Annotated in this window: 10 protein-coding genes; 8 read left to right on the top strand and 2 right to left on the bottom strand. The window is 59.1% G+C overall.

Going from position 1 to position 14,317, the window contains the following annotated elements; translation table 11 throughout:
* The first annotated feature begins 2 nt into the window (after window positions 1-2).
* The 8 genes from FHX15_RS25270 (at window position 3) to FHX15_RS25235 (ending at window position 10,011) form a co-directional block, all read left to right on the top strand.
* Window positions 3-794 (top strand): conjugal transfer protein, encoded by a 792-nt coding sequence (locus tag FHX15_RS25270; protein WP_184401117.1) that lies wholly within the window; start codon window positions 3-5, stop codon window positions 792-794.
* Between the two features lie 214 nt (window positions 795-1,008).
* Entirely contained in the window at window positions 1,009-2,082 is a 1,074-nt protein-coding gene (locus FHX15_RS25265) for a type IV secretion system protein (RefSeq protein WP_184401116.1), read from the top strand.
* 81 nt (window positions 2,083-2,163) lie between these two features.
* A complete protein-coding gene (locus FHX15_RS25260; protein WP_312861903.1) occupies window positions 2,164-2,871 on the top strand; it encodes a type IV secretion system protein in 708 nt (235 codons plus the stop codon).
* Window positions 2,868-3,701: a TrbG/VirB9 family P-type conjugative transfer protein gene (locus FHX15_RS25255; protein ID WP_184401114.1), complete on the top strand. Its 834-nt coding sequence runs from the start codon at window positions 2,868-2,870 to the stop codon at window positions 3,699-3,701. The genes FHX15_RS25260 and FHX15_RS25255 overlap by 4 nt, the downstream gene beginning before the upstream one ends.
* A gap of 10 nt (window positions 3,702-3,711) precedes the next feature.
* Complete coding sequence (virB10, locus tag FHX15_RS25250; protein WP_184401113.1) at window positions 3,712-5,049, top strand: type IV secretion system protein VirB10; 1,338 nt, start codon at window positions 3,712-3,714, stop codon at window positions 5,047-5,049.
* Window positions 5,046-6,095: a P-type DNA transfer ATPase VirB11 gene (virB11, locus tag FHX15_RS25245; RefSeq protein WP_184401112.1), complete on the top strand. Its 1,050-nt coding sequence runs from the start codon at window positions 5,046-5,048 to the stop codon at window positions 6,093-6,095. The genes virB10 and virB11 overlap by 4 nt, the downstream gene beginning before the upstream one ends.
* Window positions 6,064-8,844: a type IV secretory system conjugative DNA transfer family protein gene (locus tag FHX15_RS25240; protein WP_184401111.1), complete on the top strand. Its 2,781-nt coding sequence runs from the start codon at window positions 6,064-6,066 to the stop codon at window positions 8,842-8,844. The genes virB11 and FHX15_RS25240 overlap by 32 nt, the downstream gene beginning before the upstream one ends.
* A gap of 864 nt (window positions 8,845-9,708) precedes the next feature.
* Complete coding sequence (locus tag FHX15_RS25235) at window positions 9,709-10,011, top strand: DUF2934 domain-containing protein (RefSeq protein WP_409527034.1); 303 nt, start codon at window positions 9,709-9,711, stop codon at window positions 10,009-10,011.
* Window positions 10,012-11,214: 1,203 nt separating this feature from the next.
* On the opposite strand, the gene FHX15_RS25230 is transcribed toward FHX15_RS25235, so the two are convergent.
* On the bottom strand, window positions 11,215-11,451 hold the full coding sequence (locus tag FHX15_RS25230) for a hypothetical protein (RefSeq protein ID WP_184401109.1): 237 nt from the start codon (window positions 11,449-11,451) through the stop codon (window positions 11,215-11,217).
* Window positions 11,452-11,558: 107 nt separating this feature from the next.
* A complete protein-coding gene (locus FHX15_RS25225) occupies window positions 11,559-13,451 on the bottom strand; it encodes an APC family permease (RefSeq protein ID WP_312861902.1) in 1,893 nt (630 codons plus the stop codon).
* Window positions 13,452-14,317: the final 866 nt, after the last annotated feature.

The raw sequence follows: 14,317 nt of genomic DNA, 5'->3' as shown, positions 1-14,317 counted from the left end.
ACATGAAAGCAGCAATGATCGCAGCGGCGCTCGCCATCGTTTCCGTCCCTCAGGCCTATGGCCAAGTACCTGTCAAGGACTCGGAAAACATCTCGATCAGCGAAGAGATCAAACGACTTTCGTCGGAGATCCAGCAGGACACGTCGGTCGTCAAGGACAACACCACGAAGACTTTGGCAGCGATCACTGGCGACCGAACGCAGGATGCGAGCCAGTTTGCCAAACTCGCGACCGGCAATGGCTTCACCATGGGACAGGCGCCGGATTTCAACACGGTGCTCTCTAGCAACGCGGCGGTGTTCGGAGGCATTGGCGGTCAATTCCAGAACACTGCGGCTAAGCTGATCAATGGGCTCAACCTCGTGAAGATGGTGGTCGATACCGTCAAGGGTGGTGAGCTCTCAGGCGCCAATCAGGCCTATTCGCAAGGGATCAACGCGCTGACAACGTTGACTGCGCTGACCGATGCGATGAACAGCGCCACCAAGGACCGGCAGAATTCCTTCATGCAGGCAACCCAGCAGATCGGAACGGCGAAGGACCTGAAGGGGGCGCTGGAGCAAAATACCCAGATGGTGCTGCAGGGCAATCAGACCGCCAACGAAGCCGTCGGCTCGCTCAACAACCAAGTCATGCTCCTGAACCAGCAATATAAAGCGGCCCTCGCGACCTCATCGCAGAACCTCAAGACATTCGCGCCCCTACCGGACAGCGTCATGCGTGACGGTGGGACGCAACCGCAAGGCATTTCCGTTCGGGATCAGCTGAAGGCATTCGAGGACCAGAACCAGTGAAGGGGGTCCTCATGCTGATAGGCAGCCTCGCGGCCCTTGCCAGTTGCGCCGGGAAGTACGAACAGCTGGCGAAATGCTCGGCCGATGAAAATCCGGTGCCGCCCCTCGGCTTCGTATCCGAGTCCACGACTACGGCCGCTGAGAATGCACTCGCGGACGCCCTCAAGGACGATTGCGGCCCGATGCGACCGGTCAATAATTTCCAGGATGAGACATGGATCCCGTCAGCTACGCGATAAACTTCTATGGTGATGCACTTCGATATTTCGACAAGATCAACGAGGCATCGCTGGAGCGGGCCTGGGGGCTGTTTGCCGAAAACAGAAACCTCGTGTCCGGCATCCTGGCGATCTTCCTGATCCTCTATTTCCTCTGGGGTGCGCTCGGACTGTCTAGCGTTTCCCTTCAGGACATGGCGATCACCGCCTTCAAGATCACGCTTGCCTATACCCTCGTCATGTCCTGGGCGCTCTTCTACGACAATATCGGCCAGTTCGTGCTGTCGGCGCCACAGGATCTCGGATCGGCCATATCCTCGGCAATGGGCGGTCAATCGGCTGGCGCTGACATCGCCAGCCAAGTCGCCTCGATGGCACGCAAGGTCTACGACTTTGCCATGCAGCTCTTCAATTCCTACGAATCCGGATGGCTGCCGAATGTGACGGGCGCCGTCGTTGTCTTTATCGTGCTGGTGTTCGGCCTGCTTCCTATGCTGCTGATCCTCACCGGTGTCACGCTCTTTGCGAAGATGATCACCGCCGTCATGCTTGCAATCGGTCCGATCGCCATCCTCTGCTATTTCTTTGGCATCACCCGCTTTGTCTTCGACGCCTGGGTGAGGGGTGTCGCCTACGGCATGTTCATGCTGCTCTTCACCTACATCATGGCCGGCCTGTCGTTCGGCTTTCTGATCGGTATGATGGACACGATCAACGGCGACATGGCGACTAAGGAAAACGCTCTGGCGATCGTGCTCGCCATGGTGCTCTACCTCGCGCTGATCTCCTATTTCATCTTCCAGGTGCCGGATTTCGCGCGAACCTTCGCCTACGGGGCAGCCCTCTCTGGCGTCCCGGGAGGAGGTGGCGTGGACACGACCTACAACGCCGCGCGCAGACGCCTCTCTTCCTCTAATTCCCGCGCCGGCCAGGCCGCAGCTATAGGGCTCGGCACACTCGCCGGCCCCAGTGGTGCCGTCACGGCTGCGGCACTTGCTGGCCGCGGTGGTGTCGCGGGCGCCGGCGCGCTGGGTCGAATGCTCACCAATCGCCGGCGCAACAGCGAATGACGCCGTGGCGGTTCGGATCAGCGATTTACTCATTGCGACTTCGAGGTTTGGAAATTGGCATTGTTCAAAAGGCAATTGAGAGTGGCGCCAGCCGATCGTGCGCCTGGCCCACAAGAGATCTACGATCAACACCTCTCGTGGGGAGAAAAGAACCGGTCCCTCCGGACCCTGATCGGCCTCATCCTGCTGGTCTTTGCGGTGGCGGGCTGGATCGTTGCCGGCGTGCTGTCCTTTTCCGTCGCGCAGCTCTTCCCACTTGTCCGCACCGAGGTCGTGCCGCTGATCGTCGACAAGAACACCGGCTATATGGAGACCGTGACAACGCTCGATAAGGACCGATCGAACGTTTCGGAAATCCAAGCCGTTCGTGCCTCGTTTGTCGGTAACTACGTCATCCGCCGCGAGACCTACGATCCGCGCTATCTCTCGGAAAACTTCGACATGATCGCCCTTTGGTCGGACCCGGATTCCTCGGCCTTCAAGGACTATTCGGAATGGATGAACCCTTCCAATCCGAGAGGTCCGGTCAAGACCATGGGAACGACGGGTGAGGTCCGACCGGAAATCCTGTCGGTCAATCCGCTCAATGCCACCACCATGTCGGTGCGCTTCGAGACCCGGGAACGGCGCCGCGGCGGCGACATCGTCAATCGCTGGTCGGCGACGATCCGCTACCGCCAGATCAATCTGCCCGCCAGCAACAGGGTCCGACTTTATAACCCCCTCGGCTTTGTCGTCACCGAATACGTCAAGGTTCCCGAGACCATGCCTTCGGGGCTCACTCCATGAGGCTGGCGAGGGTTGGAATAACGCTGTCACTGCTGCTGACGGCCTCTTCGGTTCATGCGGAATTGATTGCCCGGCCTGGCCGTCTCGATCCGCGCGTGCGGACTTTGCCCTATTCGGCCGAACAGGTCTTCGTCGTCACCGGGACTTACGGAATGGTAACGACGATCCTCTTCGGTGCGGACGAAGAGGTTACGCAGGTGGTCGCGGGTGACACCGTTTCCTGGCAGATCCTGACATCGGCGGACCGCCGCTCACTCACCCTGAAGCCGATGGAAAAGGACGCGCCGACTAACCTCTCCGTGGTGACGACGAAACGAACCTACTCGTTCGACCTTGAGGTCAACGACAGCAAGTCGATCCAGAACCAGACCTTCAAGCTGCGGTTCATTTACCCGGAAGACGCCGGCCTGAAGGGCACGGCCGAAATGTGGAAGCAGGCGCAGGATGCAGAACGCAATCCCAACATCAAGAACATCCGCCGCGACAAGGTCAATTACGACTATGGCTTCAAGGGCAGCGATGCCGCGAAGCCGCTTTGGGTGTTCGATGACGGTTTGAAGACCTTCATGAAGTTCACCGGCGACGTGCCGGCGATCTTCATTGTCGATAACAAGCGACGCGAGAGCCTCGTCAATTATCGCCGGGAGGCCGACTACATCGTCATCGAGACGGTCTCGCGGCAGTGGACGCTTCGTTTTGGCACTGAGAACGAGACCTGCCTGTTCAATCTAAGGACCGCTCCAGCCGACGTGCCGGCGCCGATCGAGGGCGCCGTGGCGCCGAAGCGCCTCGGTTCGGCTGGCGCCAGCTCGTCATCAAAATCGCGATAGGGAGGCCCCGATGTCTGATCCGAACTATCATTCGATCGAAACCGATACCGCAATTGGCGGTCAGGTGAGGCGCTCCGGGGTTGGGCTGATGCGGCCGATCGCCGTGGTGGCGGCAATCGCCGGCATCGGTGTCGTCCTCTATTTCCTTCTTTCCGGCGGCGAGCGGGAACCGACGGTCGACAATACGCCGCATGAAGAGTTCCGCCCGGTGCAAGCGCCTAGAAACGAAGGCTTTAACCCGCCCGCCCCGCCGCCCTTGCCGACGGTTCAGGTGCCGGAGGCGCCACCCCCTCTGCCACCCCCGCCACCGGCGCCGGTCATCCCGGCGCCGGCCCAAATCGCGCCACCGGTCGATGTCGATTGTACGAGAGGCAAAAATCCAGAGGATCCTAAATGCATCGAGCTCGCCCGGCAGGCAAAACTGCTTGAGCGCGTGCGCTCCACTGCTGTCGTCTTCGATCAGTCGGAACGCACAAGCGGGCCCGCAAACGCTTCGCCCGAGGCTACGGGAGCCGGATTGTTCGGGGCGAACGGCTCGACAGGCACGCCCGCCGGAGCAGCCTCGGATGCAAGTGGTGCTGTCGATGGCGATCGTGCCTTCCTGAAGGCAATAGGAGGGCAGGGGGTACAGGTGTCGGTTGCCGCCGAGAACCGCCGTATCGATGCCTGGATCCCACAGGGCACGATGATCCGCGGCACGTTGGAGACGGCGATCAATTCCGATCTCGCCGGCATGGTGAAGGCGATTGTCCGGGAGGATGTCTACTCCTTCGATGGCCGGCGCATCTTGATACCTGCCGGCTCCTCGCTGATTGGCGATTATAAATCCGGTGTCGAGCGCGGGCAGGAGCGCCTGTTCATCGTCTGGACGCGGATGATCCGTGGCGACGGTGTTTCTGTCCAGCTTGGCTCTTACGGCACTGATCGTCTCGGTCGCTCCGGCATGACAGGTGTCGTCGACCGGAAATATTGGGAGCGGTTGGGGCCGCCGGCGTTGATGACGATGATCGGCGGGGTTACCCAATACATTGCTCAACTCGGTCAGAAACCGGATCGAAATATAACGGTGGTCAACACGGACGGAAGCGTGACCAGCATACCGCAGAATAACGGAATCGCCTCGCAGGATCGGGCCCGCGAGATCGCGGCGGAAACGATTGCGTCGGGCATTCAGCAACTCGCAAGCGAGGCGTTCCAGGACAGCCGCAACATCCGCCCGACGATCCACATCGCCCAAGGTTCTGACATCACCGTCTTTGTCACACGGGACCTTGATTTCTCGGATCTTTATCCGGACCCCGTGCGCGAGGCGTTCGAACGCCTGCGCCGAAAGAAGGTGGGCAAATGAACGCGCACCCGTCGATCTCGGCCGAACAGCACTTTCTTTCCGAGGCGCTCGAGCCAATCAGACAATTTCTTGACGATCCCGCCGCGGTCGAGATTTCCTGCCAGCGCAGCAACGAAATTTGGTTCGAGCGGATCGGCCAGCTCAGCATGGTCAGGCAAGAGGTCGATGGGCTCGACCAGGAGGCGATCCGCCATATGGCGTCGCGCGCGGCGTCGTTCACGAAGCAAACCATCAATGCTGAGAACCCGCTGCTTTCGGCAACGCTCATCAACGGCGAGCGCGTCCAGTTCGTGCTTAACCCCACCTCTGCCACTGGCCACGCCTTTTCGATCCGCAAGCAATTTATCCGACGCTTCGATCTCGACGACTATGAGAAAGCTGGAGCCTTCCGCTTCACCAAGGTAACGGGTGACGACTACATCGACGATGTCGATATCGAGTTGTCGCGCCTGCTGCGTATTGGGAAGGCGCGTGCGTTTCTGGAGCTCGCGGCCGCCAATCATCGCAGTATGTTGATTTCCGGCGGCACCTCCACCGGCAAAACGACATTCCTCAATGCGATGCTGACGGCGATCCCAAACCACGAGCGATTCATTCTCATGCAGGACACCGCGGAGCTGGAACCGCGCCAGGAAAACGTCGTCTCATTGCTGGTCTCGAAGGGCGCACAGGGCGAAGCGAGGGTCACGATGACAGACCTTTTGGCTTCCGCACTGCGTCTGAGGCCAGACCGGATCTTCATGGGCGAGTTGCGCGGCGACGAGGCTTTCGATTTCCTCAATGCGATCAACACCGGCCATCCGGGCTCGATGTCGACCATCCATGCGAACTCCCCGCATCACGCTTTCAACCGGCTGTCGACGCTGGTGCTCAACAGCAATGTCCGCATGGAGCGTGACGACATCATCCGCTACATCCGCTCGATCATCCCGATCGTGGTGCAGTTGAAAAAGAGCGATGCCGCCGGCGGCCGCGGTGTCAGCGAGATCTATTTTGCCGACGAGGTGGACGAAAATGGCAAGCGTATCCACGGACGCAGAGGCTGAACGCCCGAAGTGGACGAGGCTTCAAGAGGTCTCGGCCTTCACCTTCCCAGTCGCCGTTCTAGGCGCCGTCGCGATATGGCTGATGTTCTTCACATTGATCTACGACGCCTACGTCGCATCCTTCGGGTCGGTCTCCTATTACGACTATGTCGAGCAGACGCCCATTCCCGATGGCATTGCCTACACATGGTCGGTCATCCGGACGCGAAACACAGTCGGGCTCTCGATCCTCGCTTTAGTCCTGGCCGCGCCATTTCTGTTTTTCCTGCTGAGCCTCTGGATGCTGAAAGGCGGCAGAGCACTGTCGCGCAAGATCCTCTACCTCCTGCATGTGAGGTCAATGTTCACCCTGATTGCCCACACGGCGCTGATCTTTGCTGGCGCCTATGCCGGCGTCATTGTTTACGGAATCGTCTTTTATCTCGTTGCAAGTAAGGCCGGTGGGTTAGCCGGAGTAGCGGACTATTATGACGCTCATCTTGCGGCGATGTATCAGGCGCCCTTTGGTTACACCGACGCGTCTGGTACCTTTCAGCGACCGTCGCGGCAGACAGTGTTTGCGGCGCTCGCCGGTCTGGCGGCCGCTGGAGCCCTGGTCGGGTTTCCAATCGGGGCAGCGATCCAGAAGCGCCAGCGCATGATCATGGGTAAGGCAAGGCTGGCGACCCTGAAAGATGCAGCTGATTTCCGGCTGCGTGATAAGCACGGCATCGTTCTCGGTCTCAAGCAGGGCCTTCTTCTGCGCAACGACGGCGACCAGCATGTGATGGTCATCGGCTCGCCAGGGCAGGGTAAGTCGCGGGGCTTTGTCATCCCGACGATGATGAGTTTCAAGGGATCGCAGATGGTCCTCGATATGAGCGGCGAACTGTTCGAGGAGACATCCGGCTATCTGAAGGATCAGGGCTACGAGATTTTTCTGCTGGCGCCGGGATCGAAATTTACAGATGGCTATAACCCTCTGGACATGATCAGTGCCGATCCAAACCAGCGCATTACCGACCTGCAGAAGCTGACGCAGATGCTGTTGCCCGAGCGACTGCGCTCTGATTCATCGGATTTCTGGGAAGAGAGCGCCCGGATCCTGCTGACGGCCATGCTTGGCTTCGTGCTTGAATGCCCGGATACGCGGAAATCGCTGAGCGAGCTCTACCGCATCCTCAATTCGATGTCGGACGAGCGCAAGGCGATCATCCAACTCCTGGAAAATTACGAGGCCGTTCTTTCTGATCAGACTCGCATGCAGCTCACCAAATTCGCGGGCCGACACGAAAAGCTTGGGGAGGGAATCGCGGCGGAGATCGTCGCAAAGCTCAATTTTCTCCAAAACCCCCTCGTCGAGGCGCTGACTTCCATTACCACGATCCCGATCGACACGATCAGAAAGCGAAAATTGGTGATCTTTATCCAGGCCGACTGGAATGCGATGCAGATCTACGAGCGGCTGATTTCCATGTTCATCCAGCAGATGGCCGACAAGCTCGTACAGATGGGACCTTTGCGGAACGGCGAGCACGAGGTGCTGATGATGCTCGACGAGTTTGGTAATGGTGGGCGCATAGATACCGTCCTGACGCTTGCGCCACTGATCCGCAAGAACGGCGTTCGCTTCGTCTTTATCCTGCAGGACGGTGCGCAGCTCGAACGATTGTATCAGCGGTCGGGGCAGAAGATTCTGATGGGCGCGTCTACGATCAAGTTGTTCATGAACTTCCAGAACCCGGAGGACGCAGCCGCCGTCTCTGCCGCGGCCGGCAGGACGACTGAGTGGGTCGAGCAGTCCTCTTACTCCCATCGCCATGGTCGCAGGCAACGATCCATCTCGAAGGTGCCAGTGCCCGTGGACCTGCTTCCCGTCAACACGCTGATGATGATGAAGCCAGAGGAGGCGATCCTCCAAGTCACAGGCATGCCACTCATGCGCATCATGAAACTCGATTCCGGCGGCGCGCGCATGTTCTCAAAGGTGCGGAAGTTCAAGCCGGTGAGCAGACCATGCATACAGCCGGTCGAATGGACGATTGCCGACACCGAAGCCATCAGACACAGCTCCTCTGAGCCTGGAGCCGCTCTATCCCGGACAATCGACAACAAATTGCCGGCAGGCCCGGTGGACATCGATTTTGGTGCCGTCAATAGGCCGCAGCAGCCACAGAGTGTTCGCTTCATCGTGAAGGAGGGCGTGCGACACGTCTATATTTCCTCGCTCGATGAACTTCGTCAGCGTCTCGATCTCGACGAAAAGCGCGAGGCCGGACGGACGGAAAAGGAACTACGAGATGAAGAGCAGACAACGGCGCGGAAAAAGCAACCCGCTGCAACAGGCGGACACAATGGCAACCGCAGCGCAGCGCGCGCTTCCGGCCCCATCCAGGTTGACGACGTCCGTGTCGCGATAGATCAGGCAAAGTTGGATCGCAGTGTGTATCCGGGCTCTCCACGAGGACAACAGAACCGAATTCAACGAACTTCCGATAGTCAGGATGAAGCTAGAAATCCCCCCGCCGCAGCCATCCTGCGGCGACAGAACGTCCGCGGCGCATTCGGTATTGACATCAAGGCCCTGAACGACGCAATTTTTAAGCAGGTTGACACGGGCTCGTTCGACCCAACAGAGTTGAACGCAGATATCGAGCTCTTGATCGAGACCCTCTCCGAGCGCCTGCGAGATCAGAGTTCGAAAAGTGTTCTGCGCGAATTTGCCGATCTTGCGCGGGATCCGCTGGGGGAGGCCGAGAAGCAAACTTGAGCCAAGCGCCACAAGTGCTGACTGTCCAAAAGAAGTTTCGGCGAAATTGTGCATTCTGGCCCCGGCACCACACGTGAAGTTCTTGAGGCACTTGTTATAGGCCATCACCTCAGCCGGGGCGACCGTGTGCTAGACGTTCGAAGTCGAAGAACAAAGACCGACGCTTGCCTGCATCAGGCTCGCGAGCGCCCGGTTCAGAGAACCTATCCACTTCAGGATCGGCGTTATGCGCCGCCTTCGAAAACGGCCGTCCTACCCGGAAGTTCCTGCTTCAGTAGACGCGCTGGACGGGCGATTTCAGGCTTTTTCCACCAGGAAGGTCGCCTGCACCGTGACCGGCATTTGCTTTACACGAAGCCACGATCGACGAAAGGCTTGCGATTTAAGCGGCGGCTCATGGCCGGGGCCATCGCGGACGTCTATGTCGTCAGCTCGAACCGGACTCCACTCGGAGCCTACAGGAGACGAGCGGTAACGACGCTCATGCCTTGATGCTTGATTTCGGCCATTCCTGGCAGACTAATCCACCCACTGTCCGCCGAAGCTGGGAAACGTGAGATAGGGTGGCCGCATCAATTAATTATCACGGGTTGTATGAACCGATAGCACGGCGTGTTCTCACGGACCGATAAGCGCTGGTTGGCACTGCAGCGCAGCAAAAGCAAACCAGCGTCTCATTTAAACGTGGTCAGCGAGACATGGTTTAGCAAAGCCAACTTCCGCGGGGACCGGCCAGCGGAGGCATTCCGATACAGGATGCAAGCGGCACATGTGTGACAGCGGAGTTCGAGCGCGGGAGCCGCTGTGAACAACTATTGCCGTTCGAATTTCCTGCCCCATTTGAGTGTGCAGGTCACGGTTTGGATGGAGGCAGATATGGCGTCGAATGAGGAGCGCATTAGACAAAGGGCGTACGAGATATGGGAACGGGAAGGCCGGCCGCACGGAGAGGACATGAAGCACTGGCTTCAGGCATTCCAGGAGATTGCGGCGAGCGCGCAGGCGGATGACCAGACTGCCAAGAAGCCTCGGGGCAAGAAGTCGGCAACAACGGCTGCGGCGCCGACCTCGAGGGCAAAGACGAAAACTGAAAGCGTCAAGAGCGGTCCGAGCAAAACCCCGCCCCCGGAAAGGCCCAGGACAGCGCGAGGAGCCACAAGACACTGAGCTAGCTCTCAGAGGGAGCCTTTGATCGAACGCAAGATCGCGCCCCGGTCATCCCGGTCGGCGGTGTCGCTCTTGAAGTGAGGATCTCCAGTCCACATCATCGGGCCGGGATCGGCAGAAGCCCCGCGGGCTCAAGTGATACCGGCCGCATGCATAATCGACCGTTAGGACATTCGTTTTCGCCACTGAAACCCTGCCCATAGGAGCCGCATTCGCCGTCCCTGATATAATTCCGGCCGAGAGAAGAGCCACCGTGATAGGGAGTTTCGCATCTTGATTTCTCCTGATGGTGGAAGATTAAGTGCGTGTCGGGGTGAACCGAGGCTGAAGACGCCGTTCACCGACTGACAGCTTCTGACCTTAATCGCGCTCCCATCGATCACGTTCGTAATCGCTCCGTCGATCGTCGCTCCCGGAACGGGCGCCTGCAGGCGCTCCAGCACCTGCAAAACAGTGTCGGCGCAATCCTTTGTCGAATCGCCATCGGCACACCTCAGGTCGATCCTGGTTTGGCCGCTCTCAATGTGAAACCGGGCGCCTCGCTCTCTCGGTTGCGAACGCCAGTCCCTGTCGGCACGCTCATCGTTCTTGTGCGAAATATCAGGTGGCGGGGGATTTTCCTTTGCTGATTCCGGGGCGGGGGGAGGCGACGAGGGTTCAGCTGGGGCCCGCGCGAAAGCGCAAGTAGAGAGGATCCCAAAAGCAGCCGTCAGTAGTCCGATAATTCTTCTCATGACATCACCTCACTTGTGGGGAGGTCATGGCGATAGTTCCTATTGTGAAACCGTGACCGGCGCGTGACTGGCAACAACTGCTCGCACCGCTGCCATCGCAAAGACTTAATTCGATACTCGATGCAGACTCTGCAGCAGACGACAGGGCTGCAGCCAGCCAGCTAGCCGTGTCATAAGAGACCTCAATCACACTCCATCAAAACCGCTCCCGAGAGCACAAGGGCCGGATTGCGATCCTGGCCGGGGTACACATGCGATCTGTCTTCTTCGCCGGAACGGGTGGACCGACCTGAACATCACTCGCAAGCACAGGATCGATCGGAGCCAAGCTCCCGCCGAGCAAAGGTCCGATGCCGGGGGACAGCCCGAGTATAGTCGATCCAGTTGCAGCGATGACTATGATCGTCAACGGCATGGTGTACCGAGCAACCGCTATGTTACGATCCACCGGCGCCAGCAGGTAGCCTGATCAAGCTTCCGCCCGGCCCATCAGTGCGATGATCATGACGAGTTTCGAGAATCGCTCCGTGAGATGCCGGTTCTCCAGCGGATTCCTGGCGAGTGGGCAGAGAGGTGTCCAGGAGACCAGAGCTGAAAAAGCGATGCAAAAGATCGGACGCGAGAGCGGCAGCACCATCGGCAACCACGCCGTCAGCACGATGATACGCGCAGCAGCGTCGATAGGATGATGAGAGGTTCCACGCATGGTCCCCGTTTAAAGCGCCGAGGAAGTAGGTGCAACGATCAGCTATTCGAGGCCGAGGACAATGATGAGACCCTTCCCGAGATTGACGGTTCGCCGCAATGATCCGGTCATCCTGTTTTCTCTCGTGATAGACGCCAGGGCACCGTCGCCACGGTAAGCCGTGCATCTCCAAACTTCAGGAGCTGGGAGCGTAGTTTGCCTGCTCGGTTCATGTGCAGTGCCCCTTGCCACCACTTGTCCTTTACCGTCTCCGGGATGAGGATAGCGACCTTTCGCTCGGGCGCGTCTGCATCGAGCTTCTCTATGAGTTTCAAGAGCGGTTCATGAAGTTCACGATAGGGAGCGGGAATCAGCATCAATCGTGGCGCCTTGAGCCCTCGCGCAGCAACGGGCTCCTCGACTTCCTCTCGCCATGTTTCGCGCAAAGCCTGGTCTCGCTCCTCCATTTCGGGCCCACCAAGGCGGATCAGGTGAACGGCAACGACGTCGGGAGAGAGCGTCAAAGCGAACTTGATGGCCCGCTCGCTGAGCCGGTTCCATGCTTCCGTAACGACGATCACCGTCGGCGGTTCGACGTCCTCGATCACGATCGGGCCGGGCTTGCGCAACTCGTTTTCCAGTGAGACGTAGTATTTCTTAATCGTCTTGAGCAGGACCATGGTCACCGGAATTGCGATCAGGGTAATCCAGGCGCCCTCGGTGAATTTCGCGAACAGGATGACAATAAGCGCCGCTCCGGTGGAGGCTGCTCCGATTGCGTTCATTGCTAATTTGGGGCGGTGACTTTCGGCTTGGCGACGCCAATGCACAACCATTCCGACCTGTGACACGGTGAACGTCAGGAACGCTCCGATCGCAAACAGCGGGATCAGCCTTTCAGTGATGCCGCCAAACGCGACCAACAAAAGAGCGGCAACGGCTGACAGGAACAGGATCCCCGCCGTGAATACCAGTCTGCGGCCCGGCTGCGCGAATGACTTCGGGAGGTAACCGTCGGCCGCCACCATGCGGCAGATCCGGGGGAAACCGACAAAGCTGGTATTGGCTGACAAACACAAAATACAGAGCAGGCTCGACATGGCGACGTAGTAGAAGGCATTATACCCTGCCACTGCGCCGACGAGCTGCGACAGGACGCTTTGGTAGCCGTCCTTGGTCTGGTCCATTGCTCCGATGTCGATCCATGTCGCAACCGTCGCGATCCCGCCCAGCAGAAGACCGAGGACAACGACGATGATAGTCAGTGTGACGTAGGCATTCTTGAGAACCGGTTCCTTGAACGAGCCGACTCCGTTCGAGACAGCTTCGACCCCTGTCATCGCGGTGCAGCCGCTTGCAAAGGCGTGCATCAGAAGCCAGATTCCCGCTGCGGCGGCTGGCGGCCCGAGCCGTGGTGGCGCCACGACCGGTGCGGGATTGCCCTCGAGAATGATCCTGGTCAAACCATAGCCGACGACGCCGAGAAAACACGCGATGAACAAATAACTTGGCAGGGCGAAAAGCCATCCTGCCTCGCCCGTGCCTCTCAGGTTGGCGATCATCACAATCGCGACGATGCCCAGGCAGAGCGGCAGGATGTAGGGATGAAGCAAGGGGATTGCCGAGACAAGCGCTCCAACGCCAGCCGATACCCCAACGGCGACGTTGAGAACATAATCGATCATCAGCGCCGCGGCAGCAAGAAGGCTAGGGTATTGGCCGAGATTTTCCTTCGCAACAGCATAGGCTCCGCCGCTCGTCGGATAAGCCGCCAGCGTCTGACGGTAGGAGAAGTACAAGATAGCCAGAAGGGCAATGATGAAACCCATCAGGGGACCGAGATAGACGAGACCCGTAGCGCCGAGAGGAATGAGAACAGTCAGGGCAGCTTCCGGTCCATAGGATGACGATCCGAGACAATCCAGGCCCATCGCAGGGACCGCCTCGATCCAGCCGAGCTTCTTGTCATCATGTTCGCGATTAGCAAGGCGCCGTCCGAGCAAGATATTGCGTATATCCACTTTCCGTCTCCAGGTTCGTCGCTTGGACACATCGAACCTCCGTCGGACGTCGACGTTCCCGAGCGGGTCGACGCTCTTCAGTGCGGGCCTCCTCAAGAAGATCGGCAGTGTTGTAAAGAGGCCACGCCCTTCCGATCGTTGCTGCATCGTCCTCGAAAGCCTTGATGCTCTGATCCATTCGGCGCGGCGGGGACCCCGCGGCCACAATTCAGATATTGGCAGCTGGAGTCCTTGTCGCGCTGACGCTGGTGGGGCCTGCCGCTCATCAGATGGCGAGGCCAGATGTGCCATGATCAGCTCACCAGCAGCAACGTTCGCCGTACATGAGGCATAATATGGTTGGGCCGCCGAGCGCGAAGAATGTGGCCCGGTGCGGCCGTCGCGATCAGCAACGAAGACCTTCGGTCATCTATGCATCATTGGAGAAACTTCGGGTCGATGCGGCGTGGATGGCCATAGGGCCTCCAATCTCTAGCAGATCCGTATTTTCCGGCGGGATGCCTTTGTCGGCGGCGTCGCGACGGCCCCATCACAGGCGACGTCTCAGCCCCTTTTTGGGTGGCTGGGGAAGGGCAGAGAAGGGGTAGGCGCGGGAGCCTCGGCATGGCGGTCTAGAGGAGGGGAACGTCAACTGTCCTCTCCCGTACGTTCGGTTTGGGAGCCCCGGTCAATAATAGGCCGTGCCTGGCGGCGCGCTTCGGCGAGGCGCTCGCATTCGCTGAGAACAGACAAGGCTTCCGCAAGGCTGGGAGCCTCAATTTCAGAATTGCCGAGGCGGATACGGACACGCCGCGTCATTGACCAGGCTCTATAGCATTCCGCCAAGGCAAGGATCACGGCCGCGACGGCGCCGGGAACACCTGCTG

The organism is Rhizobium sp. BK650 (assembly GCF_014195325.1).
In the GTDB taxonomy this organism is placed as follows: domain Bacteria; phylum Pseudomonadota; class Alphaproteobacteria; order Rhizobiales; family Rhizobiaceae; genus Rhizobium.
Note: the sequence above shows the minus strand (reverse complement) of the source record. Positions and strands in the feature narration are given on the sequence as shown.